This window comes from Pseudomonas serbica (genome assembly GCF_028823535.1).
GTDB classification, from domain to species: Bacteria; Pseudomonadota; Gammaproteobacteria; order Pseudomonadales; family Pseudomonadaceae; genus Aquipseudomonas; species Aquipseudomonas serbica.
The window spans coordinates 236,519-256,238 of sequence record NZ_JAQIYM010000006.1 but is presented as its reverse complement, the minus strand read 5'-3'; the positions used below and the strand labels follow the sequence as shown (position 1 = coordinate 256,238).

General features: G+C 58.9%; 22 protein-coding genes. 10 read left to right on the top strand and 12 right to left on the bottom strand.

What is annotated here, in order from left to right; translation table 11 throughout:
* Positions 1 to 63 precede the first annotated feature (63 nt).
* Together NQL71_RS11975 and NQL71_RS11970 are read right to left on the bottom strand one after the other, a co-directional pair.
* On the bottom strand, positions 64 to 369 hold the full coding sequence (locus NQL71_RS11975; RefSeq protein WP_046819730.1) for a chaperone modulator CbpM: 306 nt from the start codon (positions 367 to 369) through the stop codon (positions 64 to 66).
* Positions 370 to 392: 23 nt separating this feature from the next.
* Positions 393 to 1,337: a DnaJ C-terminal domain-containing protein gene (locus NQL71_RS11970; protein ID WP_046819951.1), complete on the bottom strand. Its 945-nt coding sequence runs from the start codon at positions 1,335 to 1,337 to the stop codon at positions 393 to 395.
* A 297-nt stretch (positions 1,338 to 1,634) separates the two neighbouring features.
* On the opposite strand from NQL71_RS11970, the gene NQL71_RS11965 reads away from it, so the two are divergent.
* The gene (locus NQL71_RS11965; RefSeq protein ID WP_077185377.1) at positions 1,635 to 2,909 is read left to right on the top strand and encodes an Hsp70 family protein; all 1,275 of its coding nucleotides are present in this window, start codon (positions 1,635 to 1,637) and stop codon (positions 2,907 to 2,909) included.
* Positions 2,910 to 3,044: 135 nt separating this feature from the next.
* On the opposite strand, the gene NQL71_RS11960 is transcribed toward NQL71_RS11965, so the two are convergent.
* From NQL71_RS11960 to NQL71_RS11950, 3 genes are all read right to left on the bottom strand, one after another.
* Positions 3,045 to 4,058 carry an AI-2E family transporter gene (locus tag NQL71_RS11960; RefSeq protein ID WP_046819732.1) on the bottom strand — a complete coding sequence of 338 codons (1,014 nt, stop codon included), beginning with the start codon at positions 4,056 to 4,058 and terminating at the stop codon, positions 3,045 to 3,047.
* A gap of 147 nt (positions 4,059 to 4,205) precedes the next feature.
* A complete protein-coding gene (locus NQL71_RS11955; RefSeq protein ID WP_274642683.1) occupies positions 4,206 to 4,514 on the bottom strand; it encodes a PsiF family protein in 309 nt (102 codons plus the stop codon).
* A gap of 72 nt (positions 4,515 to 4,586) precedes the next feature.
* Positions 4,587 to 5,375 carry an AraC family transcriptional regulator gene (locus NQL71_RS11950; protein ID WP_046819734.1) on the bottom strand — a complete coding sequence of 263 codons (789 nt, stop codon included), beginning with the start codon at positions 5,373 to 5,375 and terminating at the stop codon, positions 4,587 to 4,589.
* Positions 5,376 to 5,470: 95 nt separating this feature from the next.
* Between NQL71_RS11950 and NQL71_RS11945 the strand changes: the two genes are divergently transcribed.
* Positions 5,471 to 6,370, top strand: coding sequence for a DMT family transporter (locus NQL71_RS11945; RefSeq protein ID WP_166619045.1), 900 nt, complete (start codon positions 5,471 to 5,473; stop codon positions 6,368 to 6,370).
* Here the strand turns inward: NQL71_RS11945 and NQL71_RS11940 are convergent.
* The 3 genes from NQL71_RS11940 to NQL71_RS11930 form a co-directional block, all read right to left on the bottom strand.
* Positions 6,367 to 7,257: an esterase/lipase family protein gene (locus NQL71_RS11940; RefSeq protein WP_046819736.1), complete on the bottom strand. Its 891-nt coding sequence runs from the start codon at positions 7,255 to 7,257 to the stop codon at positions 6,367 to 6,369. The two genes, NQL71_RS11945 and NQL71_RS11940, sit on opposite strands and share 4 nt — an antisense overlap.
* A gap of 107 nt (positions 7,258 to 7,364) precedes the next feature.
* A complete protein-coding gene (locus tag NQL71_RS11935) occupies positions 7,365 to 7,670 on the bottom strand; it encodes a DMT family transporter (protein ID WP_046819737.1) in 306 nt (101 codons plus the stop codon).
* Positions 7,671 to 8,309: an FMN-dependent NADH-azoreductase gene (locus tag NQL71_RS11930; protein ID WP_046819738.1), complete on the bottom strand. Its 639-nt coding sequence runs from the start codon at positions 8,307 to 8,309 to the stop codon at positions 7,671 to 7,673.
* Positions 8,310 to 8,429: 120 nt separating this feature from the next.
* Between NQL71_RS11930 and NQL71_RS11925 the strand changes: the two genes are divergently transcribed.
* Positions 8,430 to 9,410 carry a LysR substrate-binding domain-containing protein gene (locus NQL71_RS11925; RefSeq protein ID WP_046819739.1) on the top strand — a complete coding sequence of 327 codons (981 nt, stop codon included), beginning with the start codon at positions 8,430 to 8,432 and terminating at the stop codon, positions 9,408 to 9,410.
* On the opposite strand, the gene NQL71_RS11920 is transcribed toward NQL71_RS11925, so the two are convergent.
* From NQL71_RS11920 to NQL71_RS11910, 3 genes are all read right to left on the bottom strand, one after another.
* The gene (locus tag NQL71_RS11920; protein ID WP_274642682.1) at positions 9,366 to 10,073 is read right to left on the bottom strand and encodes a hypothetical protein; all 708 of its coding nucleotides are present in this window, start codon (positions 10,071 to 10,073) and stop codon (positions 9,366 to 9,368) included. The genes NQL71_RS11925 and NQL71_RS11920 overlap by 45 nt on opposite strands.
* A gap of 62 nt (positions 10,074 to 10,135) precedes the next feature.
* Complete coding sequence (locus NQL71_RS11915; RefSeq protein WP_274642681.1) at positions 10,136 to 10,918, bottom strand: hypothetical protein; 783 nt, start codon at positions 10,916 to 10,918, stop codon at positions 10,136 to 10,138.
* A 208-nt stretch (positions 10,919 to 11,126) separates the two neighbouring features.
* Positions 11,127 to 13,196 (bottom strand): AsmA family protein, encoded by a 2,070-nt coding sequence (locus NQL71_RS11910; RefSeq protein WP_274642680.1) that lies wholly within the window; start codon positions 13,194 to 13,196, stop codon positions 11,127 to 11,129.
* Between the two features lie 376 nt (positions 13,197 to 13,572).
* On the opposite strand from NQL71_RS11910, the gene NQL71_RS11905 reads away from it, so the two are divergent.
* The 7 genes from NQL71_RS11905 to NQL71_RS11875 all read left to right on the top strand — a co-directional run bounded on the left by NQL71_RS11905 (position 13,573) and on the right by NQL71_RS11875 (position 18,702).
* Positions 13,573 to 13,992 (top strand): hypothetical protein, encoded by a 420-nt coding sequence (locus NQL71_RS11905; RefSeq protein WP_046819743.1) that lies wholly within the window; start codon positions 13,573 to 13,575, stop codon positions 13,990 to 13,992.
* Between the two features lie 172 nt (positions 13,993 to 14,164).
* Positions 14,165 to 14,797: a TetR family transcriptional regulator gene (locus NQL71_RS11900; protein WP_046819744.1), complete on the top strand. Its 633-nt coding sequence runs from the start codon at positions 14,165 to 14,167 to the stop codon at positions 14,795 to 14,797.
* Between the two features lie 186 nt (positions 14,798 to 14,983).
* Positions 14,984 to 15,484 carry an urease accessory protein UreE gene (ureE, locus tag NQL71_RS11895; RefSeq protein WP_166619048.1) on the top strand — a complete coding sequence of 167 codons (501 nt, stop codon included), beginning with the start codon at positions 14,984 to 14,986 and terminating at the stop codon, positions 15,482 to 15,484.
* Positions 15,481 to 16,155 (top strand): urease accessory protein UreF, encoded by a 675-nt coding sequence (locus NQL71_RS11890; protein WP_046819746.1) that lies wholly within the window; start codon positions 15,481 to 15,483, stop codon positions 16,153 to 16,155. Before ureE ends, NQL71_RS11890 begins: the two co-directional genes overlap by 4 nt.
* Before the next feature lie 23 nt (positions 16,156 to 16,178).
* The gene (ureG, locus tag NQL71_RS11885; protein WP_008058937.1) at positions 16,179 to 16,793 is read left to right on the top strand and encodes an urease accessory protein UreG; all 615 of its coding nucleotides are present in this window, start codon (positions 16,179 to 16,181) and stop codon (positions 16,791 to 16,793) included.
* 29 nt (positions 16,794 to 16,822) lie between these two features.
* Positions 16,823 to 17,395, top strand: a complete 573-nt coding sequence (locus NQL71_RS11880) for a HupE/UreJ family protein (RefSeq protein ID WP_274642679.1) — start codon at positions 16,823 to 16,825, stop codon at positions 17,393 to 17,395.
* A 173-nt stretch (positions 17,396 to 17,568) separates the two neighbouring features.
* A complete protein-coding gene (locus tag NQL71_RS11875; RefSeq protein ID WP_077185386.1) occupies positions 17,569 to 18,702 on the top strand; it encodes an AGE family epimerase/isomerase in 1,134 nt (377 codons plus the stop codon).
* A 13-nt stretch (positions 18,703 to 18,715) separates the two neighbouring features.
* Here NQL71_RS11875 and NQL71_RS11870 read toward each other — a convergent pair whose 3' ends face one another.
* On the bottom strand, positions 18,716 to 19,621 hold the full coding sequence (locus tag NQL71_RS11870) for a cation diffusion facilitator family transporter (protein ID WP_046819749.1): 906 nt from the start codon (positions 19,619 to 19,621) through the stop codon (positions 18,716 to 18,718).
* Positions 19,622 to 19,720: the final 99 nt, after the last annotated feature.

Genomic DNA, 19,720 nt, shown 5'->3' with positions numbered 1-19,720 from the left:
AAACAATAACAGCGCTTGGGGCAGCTATCGGAATCCCTTGGGTTGCTCGCACTTCAAATCTTGTCATTCCACCACCAACCGCCCCAACCGCTGCCTCAACATCCGATTCTCCGCCCTTAGCTGCTGGACCTCTTCAAGCAGGTCCAGCGCCAGCGCCACCCCTTCCCATTCCAGCTCCAGGTCGCGCCGCAACTTGGCGGCGCGTTTGGCCAGGGTCAGTTCGTAATCGGTGAAGCGCCAGTCCTTGGGCTGCCCGCCCTGAGGTTCGAGGATGCCGTGCTCGACGATTTCGATCACGTAGACGTCCGACAGGTCGGTCGCCTCACAGAATTCTGCCATGTCCAGTTGAACGATCAGGGGGCTGCTCATGATGGGCTACTCCGTCGCTGGGTTCAGAAGTTTTCTCGCGGGTTGAAAGCGGCTTTCTTTGCCAGTTCCTGCCACAGTGCCTTGACGTCATCGTCCGCGGCCTTGGGCATTACGGCCTTGAACTGGATGAACAGGTAACCGCGTTCGCCGGCCTTGTTCATCAGGCCATGGCCCTTGGCGCGCATGCGTTGGCCGTTCTGGCTGCCCGCCGGGACCTTGAGGTTGATCTTGCCGGTCAGGGTCGGCACCGCGACTTCGGTGCCCAGCGCCAGCTCCCACGGTGCCAAGGGCAAGGTGATGATCAGGTTCTCGCCTTCGACGTCGAATTTCGGGTGTGGCGCAAAGCGAATGGTCAGGTACAGGTCGCCATTGGCACCGCCACCGACACCCGGAGCGCCCTGGCCCTTGAGGCGAATGCGCTCACCATCGGTCACCCCCGCCGGGATCTTCACGTTCAGGCTTTTGCTGGTGTTGCTCACATGCTGGCCGGCAGCGTTGTACTGCGGCACCTGGAAGGTGACCTTCTTCGACTCGGTCGACAGGGTTTCTTCGAGGAATACACCCAGTTCCATTTCCACGTCCTGCCCTCGACGTCCGGTACTGCGACGTGATTCTGCCCCGCCGAAGCCAGGGCCACGATTACCAAAGATCGAGCTGAAGAAATCGGAAAAGTCACCGGTGTCCTGGCCACCGCCGCCAAAACCGCCACGGCTCTGCCAGCCCGGTGGCCCCTGGAAGGGTTGGCCATGCTGGCCATAGCGGCGCAATTCGTCGTACTCGGCGCGTTTGTCAGCGCTTTTCAGCGCCTCATAGGCTTCAGAGGCGTCCTTGAACTTGGCTTCGGCGTCCTTTTCCTTGCTGACATCGGGGTGGTATTTGCGCGCCAGCTTACGATAGGCAGCCTTGATCGCCTTGTCGTCTGCGGTCGGCTCCACACCGAGAATCTTGTAATAGTCTTTGAAGTCCATCGCGGGAATCACCATCCGTTATCGAAATCGCGCCAGTTGCCTCATCATGCACTTGTCAGCAGAACAAGGTTAGACCGATCTCAAGGTTGTGACCGGGCGGCGCGTAAGAAGTTTATCGGCAGCGGGCGGTGCGACTTTCGGTTGCTCCGCGGCTACCAGCTTGATGCAGGGTAGTTTGGGGGTCTTGAGCCATCTTTCAAGACGTGGGTTTGCGAGAATTAGCAGATAGTCGGCCTTCGAATCTGTCGCGCACTGACATACACTGCGCGGCCGTTTTTTAACCGGAACCCCCAAGACATGAACAACGCATCTCCAGCCCGTGCCGTGGGCATCGACTTTGGCACGTCAAACTCCACCGTCGGTTGGCTGCGCCCCGGCATGGAAACGCTGATCGCGCTGGAGGACGACAAGATCACCCTGCCTTCGGTGGTCTTCTTCAACATCGAAGAACGCCGCCCGGTGTACGGCCGGCTGGCGCTGCACGAGTACCTGGAAGGGTATGAAGGCCGGTTGATGCGTTCGCTCAAGAGCCTGCTGGGCTCCAAGCTGATCAAGCACGACACCAGCGTGCTTGGCACGGCCATGCCATTCAAGGACCTGCTCGGCCTGTTCATCGGCCAGCTCAAGAGCCGTGCCGAAGCCGCCGCCGGTCGGGAATTCGAAGAAGTGGTGCTGGGCCGCCCGGTGTTCTTTGTCGACGATGATCCGATGGCCGACAAAGAGGCCGAGGACACCCTGGTGGACGTCGCGCGCAAGATCGGTTTCAAGGAAGTCTCCTTCCAGTACGAACCGATTGCCGCCGCGTTCGACTACGAGTCGACCATCGAGAAGGAAGAGCTGGTACTGATCGTCGACATCGGTGGTGGTACTTCCGACTTTTCGCTGGTGCGCCTGTCGCCACAGCGTCGGGGGCTCGACAATCGCCAGGATGACATCCTTGCCACCGGCGGCGTGCACATCGGCGGGACCGATTTCGACAAGCAACTGAGCCTGCAGGGCCTGATGCCGCTGTTCGGCTACGGCAGCCGGATGAAGAGCGGTGCCTACATGCCGACGAGCCATCACATGAACCTGGCGACCTGGCACACCATCAACTCGGTGTATTCGCAGAAGTCCCAACTGGCCCTGGGCAGCATGCGCTACGACATCGAAGACACCGGTGGCATCGACCGCCTGTTCAAGCTGATCGAACAGCGCGCCGGGCACTGGCTGGCCATGGAAGTCGAAGAGACCAAGATTCAGCTGACCCACGCCGACCACCGCCATGTTCCGCTGGATCGCATCGAAGCCGGCTTGAGCGTTGAGCTGAGCCGTGCCCTGTTCGAATCGGCCATCGACAACCTGCTCGAGCGCGTACGCAATAGCGTTACCCAACTGCTGACCCAGGCCGATGTGCGGGTCGATCAGGTGGACACGGTGTTTTTCACCGGTGGCTCGAGTGGCATTCCGGCTCTGCGCAACAGCGTTTCGGCGATGTTGCCGAATGCGCGGCATGTGGAAGGGAATATCTTTGGCAGCATCGGCAGCGGGTTGGCGATTGAAGCGGCGAAGCGTTACGGTTCGATGGGCTGATCCGAAATCTTTGGTACGCCCTTCGCGAGCAAGCCCGCTCCCACATTCGACCGAGTTCCTCCAGACGGAATACGGTTGAAATGTGGGAGCGGGCTTGCTCGCGAAGAGGCCAGCTCAGGCAATACATCTTTCGGATCAAACCATCCCCACCTGCTTCAACTCGCTCTTCAGGTACGCGTAATAAATCGGCCCTGCCACCACCCCCGGCAGGCCGAACGCGGCCTCGAACACCAGCATCGCCAAGAGCAACTCCCACGACTTGGCACTGATCTGCCCACCGACGATCCGCGCGTTGAGAAAGTACTCGAGCTTGTGGATGACAATCAGGTAGCCCAATGCGGCCAGCGCCACCCAGATCGACAGCGACAGACCGACGATCGTGATCAGGGTGTTCGAAATCAGGTTGCCAATCACCGGCAACAGGCCGAGCAGGAAGGTCAGCACGATCAAGGTCTTGGTCAGGGGCAGCTTGATGCCGAACATTGGCAGCACCACCGCCAGGAATATCCCGGTAAAGAAGGTGTTGAGCAGGGAAATCTTGATCTGGGCGAACACGATGTTGCGAAACGCCTGCACCAGCAAATGCAGACGGTCGAACAGCGCTGCCGCCAGCGGTTTGCGTTTGGTCAGGTCCGGTATGCGTTGCAGGGCAATGATCGCCCCCAGCACCATGCCGATCAGCAGCGTCACAAACATGTGCGCCGCATCCTTGCCCACCAGTTGCAAGTCGCTGAGGTGCTTGCTCATCCACTCGCCGATCGCCACGCGGAACTCGGCGGCACTGGCGGGCAGATAGGCATCGATGAACGGCGGCAATTGCCCGCGCGCACGATCGACCACCCCCATGAACTTGTCGAGCGACGCACCGGGGTTTTCCGCTTCATGCAGCAGAAAGCTGATGGCACCGGCAAAGATCAGCGTCAACGCGCTGACCACCAAAGTGCCCAACAACGCCACCGCCAACCACCGCGCACGCCGGCCTTCGATCAGCCGCTGCAATTGCGGGGTAAGCATGTTGACCAGTTCGAAAACCAGCAACCCGGCCAGCAGGCTGGGCAACAACCGTAGCGGGATCACCAGCAGCAGTCCGCCAAAAATGATGACCCAGCTTATGACCAGCAACACATGACGTTGAGAAAACGTTGGCATACAGCCTCAAAACGAACGGCGTAAAAGGATTGGCAGTCTGCCAGCGATCCGATGGCAGCACTAGGGAATGTGTGGCTCGACCCTGGTCGGAGGGCGATCGTTTTTTTGCGCTGCTCGCGAAGATGAATTAACAGCCCGGCCCAATGCTTATTTTTTCTTCAGGCAATCACTCATGAACGCCTTGCGCTCATCGCCCTTGAGGTCTTTGGTCGTGGCGTCGGCATTGCATGTTTTCATTTTCTCCTGCTGCGGCGTCAAGGCCGGTACGGCTTCAGTGGCCGGCGGTGCCGCCTTGAGGCAATTGCTCATAAAGAGTTTGCGCTCATCGCCCTTGAGGCCTTTGGCCGTGGCATCGGCGTTGCAGGTGGTCATCTTGTTCTGTTGGTCAGTGGTGGCAAAGCCTTGGGAACACAGGAGTAAACCAATCATCAGCAAAGTGGCACGCAACATTTTCATGGAGTTCTCTCATTGTTACCGCATCGAGGGGAACGGCCTTGATCTGGAGTGTAGACAACACTTGATACACCTTCATCTTGTCTCCAGGTGGCTGCGCCGATACTGCTCAGGCGTACACCCGGCCTGGCGCTGGAACATGGCAATGAACGCCGAGCCGGTGCTGTAACCCATGTCAAAGGCGACGTCCTGAATGCTGCGATGGCTGTCCAGCGCCTCGATCGCCGTCAGGAAGCGCAGGCGTTGGCGCCATTCACCGAAACTCATGCCCAACTCACGGACAAACTGCCGCGCCAGGGTGCGTTCGCTGACATGAATCTGCGCGGCCCAGTCTGCCAGCGGCCGGTTATCCCCGGGCTCGGCCTGCAGGGCCTCAAGGATTTCAAGTAGCCGGTGACTGCTGGCATAGGGCAGGTAACACTCATGCACTGGCGCTTGCTGCAGTTGATCCACCAATACCTGGGCCAGGCGCTGGTCCGCCGCCTGTTCGGGGATCTTCACGTCCCGGGCGGCAAAGTCCTTGAGGATCGCCTTGAGGATGTCGTTGATGGCCAGCGTGCAGGCCTCGTGTGGCAGTTCACGGCAAAGCGTGGGCGCCAGGCAGACCGCGCGATAATTGATCGGCTGGTTGCTGTAGAAGCTGTGCTCGGTCTCGGGGGGCACCCATACCGCGTATTGCGGTGGCGACATGAAACGGCTGCCACCGATTTCCATGTGCAATACGCCATGGGCCGAATACTCCAGCGTGCCCCACGGGTGCCGATGCGCCGAGGCAAAGCGATGCGCATCGAAATCGGCGTAGCGGAAGTACACCGGGGCGGGTAGTTCGCTGAAATCCAACAGGTCGATGTGTTTACTGGTCATGCTGTCCGGAATCGGTGGTCGGTTGTCTGGATCGAAGTATAGGCCTGTAACCAGACAAGGGATAATTACCCCTTATCAACGTTCTGGTTTTTCCCATGCAATACGCTTATCCCCTGCTGGCCATTTTCATCTGGGCCGGCAACACCGTGATCACCAAAATGTCGGCCGGGGCGATCTACCCCGCCGAGATCGGTTTTTACCGCTGGCTGCTGGCCGGCTTGTTATTCACGCCCTTCATGCTCAAACCGGTGAAGGCCCACTGGCCGTCGATTCGCCCGAACCTGGGTAAGATCTTCGTCCTCGGCGTACTCGGCATGGCGGTTTACCAGAGCCTGGCGTACTTCGCCGCGAGCCTGACCTCTGCCACCAACATGGGCATCATCCTGTCCTTGATGCCATTGATGTCACTGGCCATGGCGATCATCAGCCTCGGCCAACGCCTGACCATCGGCGCCCTGGCCGGTGCGGTGCTGTCGTTTGCCGGGGTATTGGTAGTCGTCTCGTCCGGCAGCCTGGGCGCGCTGCTGGAGCACGGGGTGAACCTGGGTGACGCGATGATGTTGATCGCCACCCTGGCCTATGCGATCTACAGCACCTTGCTGAAAAAATGGCAACTGCGCTTGCCGCCATTGGTGTTGTTGTACCTGCAGGTGCTGGTAGCGGTGGTGGTGTTGTTCCCGTTGTTTCTCGCCTCAGCGAAAACCGGGCTGACTGTGCAGAATATTCCGTTGGTGCTTTACGCCTGCCTGCTGGCCTCGATGGTCGCACCGCTGGCGTGGATGCAGGCCGTGGTGCGTCTGGGGCCGAGCCGGACCACGCTGTTCTTCAATCTGCTGCCGTTGATCACCGCGCTGATTGCGGCGGTGGTGCTGCACGAGCAGTTGGCGATGTACCACCTGGTGGGCGGCCTGTTGACGTTGGGCGGGGTGATTCTTTCCGAGCGCTGGACCACCGTGTTGGGCGCAAGGTCAGCGTTACCTGAGCAAAAATCCTAAAGGCCTGCAGCCTTGAGCCGAGCCGCATGCTCGACAAACAACCGGATCGGCTCCGCCCCTTTCCCCACCAGCCCCAACGACTGATTGACGATGTCGAAATGGTCCAGCGGATACTCATCGCCAATCACTGTCCCGAGGTGCGAACTGTACCGCCCCACCATGCCATCGCAATGCCCGGCCTCGCGAACGAAGGTTTTGGCAAACAATCGGCAACTGCGATTGGTGCCATCGAACAGGTTGCGCCCGCGATCGGTCTTGCCCGGCTGCAAGGTCCCGGACCAGGAGTAATAACGCACGCCGTTAACCTGTTCCGGCCCTTGCCCGCCCCAGGTTTCCGGCAGCCCCTGTGGATAACGCTGATTGAACAGGGTCACGCCTGCGGTGGTGAGTGAGTGATGGGAGGCATGGATGTCGACCGGCAACTTCGGTCCGCGATAGCCGGTCTCCAGCAGGCTCATCAGCGCCGCGATGCACCGTAACAAAAAGGTCACCAGCCGGCCCATCGCACTGTCATGCGGATAGTGCCGGTGCAGATAATCGGCGAGTTCCGAACCATGATTAGGCCCCGCCACCGAGGTCACCGAAGCGACCAGATCCGGGCGTTTGGCCGCCGCATAGCGAGCAGTCAGCGAGCCCTGGCTGTGGCCAATCAGGTTGACCTTCTCGGCGCCGCTCTCGCGCAGGATCTCTTCGATCCGCGCCAGCAGTTGCTCGCCGCGCACTTCACTGGAGTTGAGCGGCGAGACCTGCACTGCAAACACCACCGCACCACCACGGCGCAATGCCTCGGCGATCCCGTACCAGTACGGATAGAGCACCAAACGGATAAACCCGAGCATTCCCGGGACCAGCACTAGCGGGTAACGCGTTGCCGAACCTTGCGACATGGGCGAAACATCCTTGTGATCGGTGGGTGACGGCTGGCGGATGCAAGACATCCGCCAAGCTTCGCCAGCGAACATGACAAATCGACGACCAGTCTAGGCCATCCACCCTACTTCAGCCCCACCACACCCGCCACGATCAGCCCGACCGACAACAGCTTGACCGCGGTCAGGCTCTCACCGAGCAAGGCAAAGCCGAGGAACACCGTGCCCAGGGAACCGATGGCGGTCCAGATCGGGTAGGCGATGCTCACCGGCAACTCACGCATGGCCAGGGTCAGGAAGTAAATCCCGCCCACCGCGGCCACGATGGTCATCAGCGAGGGCCAGAGCCGGGTAAAGCCCTCGGCGTACTTCATGCCCATGGCGAAGGTAACTTCGAACCCGGCGGCGATCAGCAAAAACAGCCAGGCCACCTAGAACTCCCTGGCCAGTGCCAGCAAGCGCTGCTCTGCTTCGGCGGCCGAGACTTCGAATGTGCGCGCCTCGGACTCTTCGCCTTCAGCGGCGACCACGGTGACATCGGTGATGCCGATGAATCCCAGCGCCGTGCGTAGCAGCGTATCGGCATGGTTCAACGCCTCCAACTCACCGCCCGGGCCGAAGCCGAAGCCGCCGCGACTGGTGACGATCAAGGCCTTTTTGCCCTGCACCAGCGGCTCGTACTGCGCGATACCGTTATCCAGGGTGTGATTGAAGGTCAGCCCAAGCCGCACGATCTGGTCGATCCAGGCTTTCAAGCCGCTTGGCACGCTGAAGTTGTGCATCGGTGTGGAAATCACCAATACGTCATGGCCGAGCAACTCGCCCACCAACGTATCGCTGAACGCCAGATCTGCCTGCATCGACAGCGGACGCGCATCGGGTTCGGGGTAAAACGCGGCGGCCACGAAGGCTTCGTTGACCGGCGGGATCAACGCCCGGCCGACTTCGCGGCGAGTCAGTTTCGACTGCGGGTGACGGGCCTGCCAGGCCGACAGAAACACTTCCGCCAAACGTCGGGAGTGCGACCGATCACCCCGTGGACTGGCATGAATCGCAAGAACTGTGTTCATCTGAATCTCCTTGGGACTAAACTCAAACGGCTGGTGGCTTGCAGCTTGGAGCTCATAGCCGCCCTGCTACAACTGAACAAAAATCAGTCAGGATGAATTCATTTCATCCATGGAGATGTCATGTTTGCCTCCTTGCCATTGACCGCCCTGCGCGCTTTCGAATCCGCCTCGCGCCTGCTGAGTTTCAAGGCCGCCGCCGAAGAACTTTCAGTGACCCCGACTGCGGTGTCACACCAGATCCGCTCCCTCGAGAGCTGGCTGGGTGTGGCCCTGTTCGAACGCTTGCCGCGCCAGGTGCGCCTGACCGAGGGTGGCGAACGGCTGTTCCATAGCCTGCACGGTGCCTTGCTGGAAGTGGCACAGAGCGTCGACACCCTGCGCCCGCACCGCAGCCGCACGAACCTGACAATCTCCACCACCGCCGCCTTCGCCGCCCTCTGGCTGGTGCCGCGCCTGGGTCGTTTCTATGCTCGACACCCAAACATCAGTGTCCGCCTGGACACCCATTGTGAGGTCATCGACTTGCATCAGGACGCCAGTGTCGACCTGGTGGTGCGCTACAGCCTCGATGATTATCCGAACCTGTATGGCCTATGCCTGTTCGACGAGTCTTTCGGCGTTTACGGCTCGCCGGAACAAGTGGCCTTGGCTGCCCGTCACAGGCCTACCTTGATTAGTGTGCACTGGCACAATTCCAAGCTTTACGCCCATGGCTGGGAAGCCTGGTGTGCACAGTCTGGTGAGGCTTGGCTAGAGGGTCAGCCCACCGTGCGCGAATACGATGAAGAGCATTACGCCCTGCAAGCGGCCATTGCCGGACAGGGTTTGGTGCTGGCCAGCAATATCTTGGTTTCAGAAAGCGTGGCCAGTGGATTATTAATGGCGTATCGGGGCGAACTCCAGGTCGATGGCGCCGGTTACAGCGCACTGTGCGTACCGGGGCGTGAGCGACATCCTCCGGTTCGGGCGTTTTTTACATGGTTGCAAGAGGAAGCAAAATCATCGGGGCTAATGCCTGGATCGCAGCCTCAAGCTGCGATCACAGGCACGAAGGAATTATCGCACTTGGACAACGCTATTAGCGGTGATATCAAGCACTAATGAAGCCGTGTCATCGGGAAGACTGCAAAGAATTTTCTCCCGCATTCGACTTTTTTCATAGGCATACTTATCGAGTACAAATTGCGAGATCCCAATATCAATCTCACCCACAACAAGCTCACTTATAAATTCCTGATGAAAAAAATTACTTTCGACCTTTTGCTCAGTGTTAAAGCAGACAAACACCGAATATATAACCGGCCCCTGCCCTACCAAATTCACATTGAGAACGACGTTCGAAACCGCTGAAGCTTTTCCCTCAACCTTGCACACCATCGCATGCTCTTCAGTTGTTGAAGCGATCGCCTCCGCGGCAACATCACTTTGAATGCTATTCATAAGACGTTCAAATTGTTCCACCTGAGGAAAACCCGCAACCGAGGCCAATCTCTTATGAATAAGGGAATTCAAAACAACGGACACCCCCTCACCCAGTTCGACACGACTAAATTTATGACCTCCAGTCTTCCACTTCGATTTCGACAACGCTTCAGTATAACTTTCATACCACTTTCGCGAATCGGAGAACTTTACAACCTTTGAACTCGCATATAATTGAGAGAACAAGATAGAATCAACCACATCTTTTTTCAATACTTCAAAAACATCGATTGGAACAGAGGTAAAATTACCAGCAACTAATAAAACATCATCCTTGACCATACTACTCTCCTTGCTGCACCCCCGCGTCGAGAAGCCCAGCAAGCATCCCGATGACGAATGAATCACTTCAGATTGACGCCCTTGAAAAAATCGTCCGAATTTTGATCAAGAAGCTCCATGATTTGACTGCGCCGACGATCATGCTGTCCCATATTCAGTTCCATCACAGACGCCACTCGCTTCATTCTCAAATTGGAAAACTTCCACTTCCAAAACCAAGCCCCTCCTTGTGACGTCGACAGTTCACAATCCACCGATACAAAAGTTGCAATTGCTGTACCCCCAGGAGTTTGTAGGCACGGTATGATCCTGAAATCTGCGTCTTTACCCTTTTTGCTATTCTTGTCAAATACAGTTACAAGTTGCTCATCTGACTGAATTCTGTTAAAGCCGCTGTTCAACATTTGGACAAGTGCTGGACCATTCCTGCCCGCAGTCGCCTTAACAATATCAAGAACAATGGAATCCATTGTGACTTGCGCTTGCTTACTCACATCCTCTTTGTATTTGTTATTTGTCAGCGTCCAACCACAATGCTTCAATGCTTCAGCGTATTTTAAGTGCCACTCAATGGCCGCCTTGATTTTATCCGAATAGGTATCTGCATAACGCTCGGCAAAATGAATACTGTCCGCCGCTGCCTGTTTTTTGTCTTCGTCGAGATTATCTGTAAATCCGATCGCCGTCGGAACGTTCTCACCCAACAGAAGATCCGATTTAGCCACCGCCTGATTATTCAAATCGGCAAAGGACCTGATGACTTTTGCCTTGGCAACCAATGGCTCAAGTTGCGCACTGGCGAAAAACACACGACTCTCTTCGATGCTCGGAACTAAAATAGTCATATAAAATCCAAATCCATGTGGAGAATTTATGACAGCCAACTGGCTGACAATGACAACTTATCAGTCTAAGCCTTACTTACCAAATCCCATACGTGACACATTATTACCCTGAACTCCAAGCCACGAAGCATTGTTTGCTTGACCACCCGCTATATCAATACAGCCACACAGGGAACTGATTTATATGGGAGAGCAATCTTCATTTCTTTTAGTTTTTAACGGTCTTCGGCGCCTTCCCCGCCTTCATCTGCTCCAGCAACGGCGCACACTGATTGGGTTCTCCGCCGCTCGGCGCCACCAGCGCCAACAGCCCTGCCGCCGGTGCGGCGATCACACCCAGTGCAACCATCCCGGCCCCACGCAACATCAAGGGAACAGCTTTAACACCGGCGTCGGGCTTGATGAACTTGCCGCGCACATACAGCGGCGATCGCAGCGAGATCAGCCGCCAGCCTTTGGATTCCGGCGTGATGGTCAGGTCTAACTGCTCAGTCGCCATATTCGCCGTGCCATCGATATAGATGATCGCGTTCTCGGTATCGAAGACGAACAACCGCGTAGTGGCCAGACCGCTCTTGATGTCGAAATCGGCAGCGGCACAGTTGATCTTCACTTCCTTGTCGCCAAAGATCTTGCCGACTACGTAGTTGCCGACGTTCAACCCGGCCAGCTCCATCAACTCGCGGCTGATGGCACCGTCATTGATGAGCATTTTCAGATTGCCGTTGGCACCGCCCAGCAGCTTGGCCACCGAGTTGCCGCGCCCGGTAATGTCGGCATCGCCATTGAGCTCGCCGAAGCTGGTTTTCATCGGTTCGAAGGTCGGGAACAACTGCTTGAGCTTGAAGCCCCGAGCCGTCAGTTTTGCCCGGCCTTCCAAGGGTTCCGTGTGCCCGTTCAGGCGAATCTGCGCATCCAGCTTGCCACCGGCTACGCCGAATCGCAGCGGCTCGAGACTGAGCACGCCATCGGTAAGCACCAGATGCGTGTAAAGATCGTTGAACGGCAACTTTTCGCTATGGACGATGCGCTTGCCGGTAAATTCCACATCCGCGTCCATGTCGCGCCAGCGATCCGTCTTGAACTCCTCGACCGGCAATACCTTGTCCGGTGGCTGCTTGCTTTCGCCGCCGCGGGCTTTCTGCTTGGCGTTGGAGTCAGCGCCGATCAACGGGGCCAGGTCGGCAAACAACAATTGATTGGATAACAGCGAACCGCTGAGTTTGGGGCGTGGCTGGCCCGCGACGTAGGCCAGGCTGCCATGGATGTCACTCGAGCCGATCGTGCCGTTGAACCCTTCATATCTAAAAACCGCCCCGCCTGGCTCATGCAACTTGGCGATCAGATGGCCGTCGGTGGCATAGGGCGGCGTATCCGGCAGGGTCACACCGGTCAGGGGATAGAGGTTGCCCAGGCTGGTACCGGCCAGTTTCAGGCGTAAATCCAGCGCGCCCAGATTCATCGGATCGGTCAGCGTGCCGGCCAGTTCGACGCTGGTGTCGCCGATCTTCGCTTGCGCCTGCAGCGGAAATGGCCGCCCCGCGTCCTGCAACGCCAGCAGGCCGCCGATTTTGCCCTGGCCCGTGAGTTTCTGGCCGTGGTATTGGCCTTTGACCTTCAGGGCAAACGCGTAGTCCTGGGGTGCGCCGCCCTGCTCGGACGCCGTTTTCGCGGCTTTGTCGCCGACGATTTCGCTGAAGGGAATCGGCTTGCCCAAAGGGTCGATCAGTAGATCCAGCTGAGTCTTCAGGCTCTGGTCGTCGAGAGTGACATGTCCCTTGTCGAATCCAATCGCGCCGATATCCACCACCCAGGGCGAGGGCTCGGCGTTCGGGTCTTTCGGGTCGAACTTGAACGTCCAGTTGGCACGCCCGTCGGCCAGGCGTTGCAACTCGGCATTGGGTTCGGTGAAGTCGATGCGCGGGATCACCACACGCTGCGCCAACAAGGCCAGCGGCGAAATACGCAACTCTACGCGCTTGAGGCTGGCCATGCGCGGCGCCTTCGACCAGTCCGGGTTGCCCAGGCTCAGATCTTCTGCCACCACGTGCGGCCATGGCACCCAGGCACGCCAGCCGCCCTCCTCGGGCTCGCGCTGCCAGACCACTGCCAGATTGCCATTGATGGCAAACGGGCGATGCAGTTCCTCGGACACCTTGGCATTGAGGGGTGGTTTGATCCGGTTCCAGTCGAAGAACACGATGATCAGCACCAGCACGGCCAACAACACAACGAAGGTGGTCAGGGTCCAGGCGAGAATCCTACGGGTGCGCATCATTGCACAGAGCTCCTGATACGGCTGAGCGTCACGATCACGATGCTCAGGAGAAACGCAGGGCCAGAACCGGCCCGTCATGGAATCTACGACTGGTAAATAGCCCGCAGGTTTAATCGAAAAGCCGATTTTGCCGCAATTGACCGCTTAAGCGTGACGCTCTCTTCCCGGCCGCGTTACCGACTTCGCACTTTTGCGTGGCACGACTGGGTCGAAAATACCCACCTGGGTGCACCGCGAAGGCCCGGTTTACAAGGGCTGTAGAGAACAATCAATTCCGTTGATTATTAACATTGCGTTTATGAACTTTTATATCGACTTATCGAGAGTAGCATTGCCTTCGTACCCAATTTATCGCCCTCCCACGGAGCACCCCATCATGAAACGCCAACTTCTGCTTAGCCTTACACTTTCAATGCTGGCCAGCACCGCCTTTGCACTGCCAGCCGCCGACCAGGCCACCCCGCAAGTGAAAGACACTCACTCGGTGTTCAGCCAAACCGTCGCCGCTGATGGCTCCGACCGCACCCCAGGTCAAACCATTGCCGAAGGTGGAAACGATCGCCTGAAAGAAAAAGGCCTGATCACTGAAGACGGTTACGATCAAACCCCACAAGGTCAAACAGTTGCTGAAGACGGCTACGACCAGACTCCACAAGGTCAGACGGTTGCCGCTGACGGTTCGGACCGCACCCCTGGCCAAACCCTGGCCGCCGATGGTTCCGACCGCACGCCAGGTCAAACCGTTGCCGAAGGTGGTGGTGACCGTGTTATCGAACGCAACAGCGCTATGAGCTGAGCCCATGGCGGCCCTGAAAAAAAGCCCAATCACCGGATTGGGCTTTTGACTTTCTGGCCATAACCTTTGTAGAAGTTGCACCTCCCCGCCTGATCTCCCCTTACGTCGTTCGACGCCGGCAAAGCCGATTTGCTAGAGTGCGCCGCAGTCCTTTTCAGAAAACGCCCTTGCGATGCTGCCCCGCGCCGAACAGAAACAACAAACCCGCAACGCCTTGATGGACGCGGCCCGCCATTTGATGGAGGGCGGCCGAGGTTTCGGCAGCCTGAGCCTGCGCGAAGTCGCTAAGACCGCCGGCATCGTGCCTACCGGTTTCTACCGGCATTTCGCCGATATGGATGAGCTCGGCCTGGTGCTGGTGAGCGAGGTCGGCCAGACCTTCCGGGAAACCATTCGCCTGGTGCGTCATAACGAGTTCGTCATGGGCGGCATCATCGATGCGTCCGTGCGGATCTTTCTCGATGTGGTGTCGGCCAACCGTTCGCAATTCCTGTTTCTGGCCAGGGAGCAGTACGGCGGCTCATTGCCGGTACGCCTGGCCATCGGTCGCTTGCGCGAGGACATCAGTTCGGACCTCGCCGCCGACCTGTCCCTGATGCCGAAACTGCAGCACCTTGACATCGCCGGCCTGAGCGTCATGGCCGACCTGATCGTCAAAAGCGTGTTCGCCACCCTGCCGGACATCATCGACCCTCCCGTCGAGGCATTGCCCGAGCACTTGACGCCCCAGGCAAAGATCACCCAACAGCTGCGGTTCATCTTTATCGGCCTCAAGCACTGGCAGGGGCTGGGCAGTACCGAGTAAGCACCGCGAAAGTACACCCGCCCGGCTTCAACTTGGTGCACAGGGAAAAACTGCGCACCAATTTCACCCAAAATCCTTTGCGCCCAGAAACTTTTCCTACAGCTCCTACAGGTATTTCCTACGCATCAGCGGATTGGCAAGCCCCTTGCTCTTGCCTGAGCATTGTCCATTGCTGGAAGCTTTCCGATGCTGGTGATTCATCGCAGAATCGACCCTCAACCCGACTGGGCCGCCGAGCTGCACCTGACCTTCGAAGCCCGGAGTAAAAGCCGTTTGCGCTGTTTCAGTGCCGAGGGCGAAGACGTCGGGTTGTTTTTGGAGCGGGGTCAATCGCCATTGTATGACGGCGAATGTCTGCAGGCCGAAGATGGCCGCGTCGTGCGTGTCTGTGCCCGTCCCGAGCAATTGCTGCATGTCACCTGCGCCAATGCCTTCGAACTGACCCGTGCCGCCTATCACCTGGGTAATCGTCATGTCGCACTGCAAGTGGGCGACGGCTGGTTGCGCCTGCTCGACGACTATGTGCTCAAGGCCATGCTCGAACAACTCGGCGCTGACGTCGAGCCCATTGAAGCCGGGTTTCAACCTGAACATGGCGCCTACGGCGGCGGTCATCACCACTCCCGTCACGGTGACGACAATTTCAATTACCCGCCAAAACTGCACCAGTTCGGCGTGCGCCCATGAACCCTGCATGGGCCTTGCTGCGCCTGGCCAGCCCACAGTTGCCGATTGGCGGCTACAGCTATTCCCAAGGCCTGGAAATGGCGGTGGACAATGGCCGTGTGCACGATTCCACCAGCGCGCGACACTGGATCAGCGATCAAATGCTGCTCAATCTCGCCCGCTTCGAGGCACCGCTGCTGCTCGCCCACTGCGTGGCGGCGACCGAGGAAAACTGGAGCGAACTGCTGCAGCGCTGCGAAGAACACCGTGCCAGCCGGGAAACCCGTGAGCTGTATCAGGAAAGCCGGCAAATGGGCTACTCCTTGCAGCAACTGCTCAACGGCCTGCCGGAACTGGACTCCCAGGCCCGCGCCTTTCTCGAACACCGACCCGAGCCCCACCTGGCCTTGTGCTGGGCGCTGGCGGCTCGCGCCTGGCAGATCAGCCCGCAGGATGCACTGGCCGCGTGGCTGTGGAGCTGGCTGGAAAACCAATTGGCGGTCCTGATGAAAACCCTGCCACTGGGCCAGCAGGCCGCGCAGCGCTTGACCAGCGAACTGCTGCCGCTGCTGCAACAGGCCCAACACGACGCTACCCGAATCAACCCCGACCACTATGGCAGCGCCGCGTTTGGCCTGTCCCTGGCGTGTATGGCCCACGAGCGCCAGTACAGCCGTCTGTTCCGGTCCTAGGGCCTTTTATTTTGGAGAACCACATGAACACACAACCTTTGCGCGTCGGCATCGGCGGCCCGGTCGGCTCAGGTAAAACCGCCCTGACCCTGGCCCTGTGCCTGGCCCTGCGCGAACGCTACAACCTGGCCGTGGTGACCAACGACATCTACACCCGCGAAGACGCCGATTTCCTGGTGCGCAATGAAGCGCTGGCGCCGGAACGCATTATTGGCGTGGAAACCGGTGGCTGCCCGCATACGGCGATACGTGAAGACGCCTCGATCAACCTCGAGGCCGTGGATCAACTGAATCGCCGTTTCCCGGGGCTGGACCTGATCCTGGTGGAGTCCGGCGGCGACAATCTCTCGGCCACCTTCAGCCCGGAGCTGTCCGACCTGACCATCTACGTGATCGACGTTTCCGCGGGCGACAAGTTGCCACGCAAAGGCGGGCCGGGGATCTGCAAATCCGATCTGCTGGTGATCAACAAAATCGATCTGGCGCCGCTGGTGGGGGCGTCGCTGACCCTGATGGACAGCGACACAACGCGCATGCGCAACGGCAAGCCGTTCGTGTTCAGCAACCAGAAAACCGGCCAGGGCCTGGACGCCATCATTGCCTTCATCGAACGCCAGGGCCTGCTGACAGCAGCCTGAGCATGACTTATCCACAAGGAAGCTTCTGCATGACACTGAAACGCATTCTGGGCGCCATGGCCCTGCTGTTGACACCGGCCATCGCGTTCGCTCACCCGGGACATGGTGACAATGGCTTGCTCGCCGGCATCAGCCACCCGATCGGTGGCCTCGACCATTTGTTGGCGATGCTCGCGGTCGGCTTGTGGGCGGCGCAGCAGAAGGGTGCTGCGCGCTGGGTGCTGCCGTGCACCTTCGTTGGCACCCTGCTGATCGGCGGGCTGCTGGGTTTCGCAGGGTTGAGCCTGCCGGCAATGGAAAGCGGGATCGCCGCGTCTGTGTTGGCGCTGGGCCTGGCGGTTGCACTGGCGGTGCGTCCGCCGTTGAGTCTGGCGATGGGTGCAACGGCGATGTTTGCGCTCTTCCATGGCGTGGCGCATGGCTTGGAATTGCCGGACCTGTCGAGTCCTTGGACATATGCGGCAGGGTTTGTGGCGGCGACCGCAGCGTTGCATGCAGCGGGTTATGCGGTGGTGCGGGTGTTGCCGCGCGCCGCTGCGCCGTTGATTCGACTCGCAGGCGTGGCTTCGGCGGCGACCGGAGTCTGGTTGTTGGCGGCCTAGCTCTCTATCGATTGTCATGGCCTCTTCGCGAGCAAGCCCGCTCCCACAGTGGAACTGTGTACGCAGGACCAATGTGGGAGCGGGCTTGCTCGCGAAGGCGGCCTGACAGACAACACACTGCTCAGGCCTGCTAACATGTCGCGCAATCAACCCTGCCGTGACGACGCCAGCCAATGCCGCCTGTTTCCCGCTCCGCCTCCCAGCCTGAACTGACCGCCCTGTTTGCCTCGGTGCAACAGCACTTCCAGGACGTGATCGTGCCGCTCTGGCAAGGTCCCGGCTGGAATGCCGACATGGCGCTCCCCTACGAGGCGCTGGACGCCGAGCACACTCCGCTGCCCCCGCAACGCTACCGGGCCATGGCCTGCGCGCGGCAGTTGTATCTGTTTGCCAGCCTGATCGACCAAGTGCCAGGTGCCCGGGAGCGTGCGGCGGCGTTGTTCCGTTCCTTGCAGCGGCACTTCCACGATGCCGAGCACGGCGGCTGGTTCTACAGCATCGACCCACAGGGCGCGCCGCTGGATCAGCGTAAAGACCTCTACACCCACGCATTTATTCTGTTCGCCTGTGCCCATTACTGGGACAAAGTCCGCGAGCCGCTGGTGGAATCGGTGCTCAACGCCGCCCTGGAAGTGATCGCGCAACGTTTTGCCAGCGGTGACGGCCTCTACGAAGCGAGCCTCGATCGTGACTGGTCGTCGTTGAACAGCGGTCCGCTGCAGAATCCGTTGATGCACCTGGCTGAAGCCTTCCTCGCCACGCTGTCGGTGCGTGAAGACTGCGCAGTGCAACAGGCGCTTGTCGACTTATGCACAGGGATGCAGCAGCGTTTTATCGATCCGCAACACGGCGTGCTGATGGAAAAACCGCTGGGTACTGTGGATAACTGGTTCGAACCGGGGCATCAGTTCGAATGGTATTTCCTGCTGGAGTCGTCCGAGTTGCTACGCGGGTCACCCTTGCATGCCTCGCTGGAGCGCGCCTTCGCCTTTACCGAACAACTGGGCGTCGATCAACAGACCGGTGCCGTGCGGGCCATGCTTGATCTGGGGCCGGATGGCGCTTCTCGGGACGCAACGCAGCGCATCTGGGCCCAGGCCGAGTACTTGCGCGCATTGACGCTGCGGCCGGGCAGCGAGGCTGCGGTACTGCGCCAGTTGCAGGCCTTGCAGCAGCGATCACTGCATGCGGGGGGCTGGTATGAGTGCCGCGATGAGCAAGGTGAAGTGAGCCGTCTGGACATGCCGTCGACTACGCCTTATCACTTGGCGACTTGTTATCGTGGATTGGCTGAGTATCTTCGCTGACTGAACGATCACTTTACGCAATCCACTTGCGATCCCCGGTAAAGCTGATGGTCAGCCATCTCGCCGCATCGGGCTTGCCGAGCTTCGCGGAAATTTCCTCTCGCAGCGCATCCAGCTGCACCACGCTGTTAAGCCGATAATTGGTCGGCAATACTATGTGAATCTCGATAAAACAGGCCCGGCCGTGTTTCTGCACGTAGGAAATGTAGTCGTCGAAACCATGCTCGATCTTCGCCGCCGCCAGTACCTGATTCACTTTCTCATCCAGTTGATCCGGGGCGATTCCCAGCACATCGCGCAGTGCAGGGCCAAGAATCTTGAAGGCCGGCGCGAGCATGCTCAGGGCCAGCAGAATCAGGATCAGCGGGTCGACATAAATCGCCCACTGGGCGTAACCCTGGGTCTTCAGCAACAGTGCGGCGAGGAAGCTCACCAGCAAGCCTGCTGACAGCATCGCATCCACCAGCCAGCTGATGTTGTCGAATTGCAGCAGCGTTGATTTCAGCTTGCGGTTGCGATGGCGCACGTAGAAGAAATAGGCGAACTCAACGACGGTAAACACCGCGGCGTAGACGATCACCAGCCCAAGCTCGATCTCGCGACCACCATTGATGATGCCGAACACACCGTTGAGAAACGCGTAGATGGCGATCAGGAACAGGAAGCTGCCTTCGATCAGCAACACCATGGGTTCCAGGTGCCAGAAGCCAAACTGGAAGCGCTGGTTGCTTTCCTTGGCGATCAACTTCGCGGTGATGAGCATCAGCACCTTGATGAAGGTCGCGATCAGCGAGAAGAAGCCATCGAACAGGATGGATTGGGCGCCTGAGACAACGCCGGTGACGATCCCGGCGATCGCCACGGCCAGCATCAGGAAGGTCGATTGCTTGAGCAGCGACTGCTCGCCTCGATTGCTCACAGGGTCTCCCCGAACCTTTAAGACGGTTTGTTGGGTGAGGAGTCTAGCTGATGTCAGGCGCTGTCTGTTCCGGCCTCTTCGTGAGCAGGCTCGCTCCCA

Coding starts and splice junctions, on each gene's coding strand:
- NQL71_RS11975 (WP_046819730.1), bottom strand. CDS start 369: ATGAGCAGCCCCCTGATCGTTCAACTGGACATGGCAGAATTCTGTGAG.
- NQL71_RS11970 (WP_046819951.1), bottom strand. CDS start 1,337: ATGGACTTCAAAGACTATTACAAGATTCTCGGTGTGGAGCCGACCGCA.
- NQL71_RS11965 (WP_077185377.1), top strand. CDS start 1,635: ATGAACAACGCATCTCCAGCCCGTGCCGTGGGCATCGACTTTGGCACG.
- NQL71_RS11960 (WP_046819732.1), bottom strand. CDS start 4,058: ATGCCAACGTTTTCTCAACGTCATGTGTTGCTGGTCATAAGCTGGGTC.
- NQL71_RS11955 (WP_274642683.1), bottom strand. CDS start 4,514: ATGAAAATGTTGCGTGCCACTTTGCTGATGATTGGTTTACTCCTGTGT.
- NQL71_RS11950 (WP_046819734.1), bottom strand. CDS start 5,375: ATGACCAGTAAACACATCGACCTGTTGGATTTCAGCGAACTACCCGCC.
- NQL71_RS11945 (WP_166619045.1), top strand. CDS start 5,471: ATGCAATACGCTTATCCCCTGCTGGCCATTTTCATCTGGGCCGGCAAC.
- NQL71_RS11940 (WP_046819736.1), bottom strand. CDS start 7,257: ATGTCGCAAGGTTCGGCAACGCGTTACCCGCTAGTGCTGGTCCCGGGA.
- NQL71_RS11930 (WP_046819738.1), bottom strand. CDS start 8,309: ATGAACACAGTTCTTGCGATTCATGCCAGTCCACGGGGTGATCGGTCG.
- NQL71_RS11925 (WP_046819739.1), top strand. CDS start 8,430: ATGTTTGCCTCCTTGCCATTGACCGCCCTGCGCGCTTTCGAATCCGCC.
- NQL71_RS11920 (WP_274642682.1), bottom strand. CDS start 10,073: ATGGTCAAGGATGATGTTTTATTAGTTGCTGGTAATTTTACCTCTGTT.
- NQL71_RS11915 (WP_274642681.1), bottom strand. CDS start 10,918: ATGACTATTTTAGTTCCGAGCATCGAAGAGAGTCGTGTGTTTTTCGCC.
- NQL71_RS11910 (WP_274642680.1), bottom strand. CDS start 13,196: ATGATGCGCACCCGTAGGATTCTCGCCTGGACCCTGACCACCTTCGTT.
- NQL71_RS11905 (WP_046819743.1), top strand. CDS start 13,573: ATGAAACGCCAACTTCTGCTTAGCCTTACACTTTCAATGCTGGCCAGC.
- NQL71_RS11900 (WP_046819744.1), top strand. CDS start 14,165: ATGCTGCCCCGCGCCGAACAGAAACAACAAACCCGCAACGCCTTGATG.
- ureE (WP_166619048.1), top strand. CDS start 14,984: ATGCTGGTGATTCATCGCAGAATCGACCCTCAACCCGACTGGGCCGCC.
- NQL71_RS11890 (WP_046819746.1), top strand. CDS start 15,481: ATGAACCCTGCATGGGCCTTGCTGCGCCTGGCCAGCCCACAGTTGCCG.
- ureG (WP_008058937.1), top strand. CDS start 16,179: ATGAACACACAACCTTTGCGCGTCGGCATCGGCGGCCCGGTCGGCTCA.
- NQL71_RS11880 (WP_274642679.1), top strand. CDS start 16,823: ATGACACTGAAACGCATTCTGGGCGCCATGGCCCTGCTGTTGACACCG.
- NQL71_RS11875 (WP_077185386.1), top strand. CDS start 17,569: ATGCCGCCTGTTTCCCGCTCCGCCTCCCAGCCTGAACTGACCGCCCTG.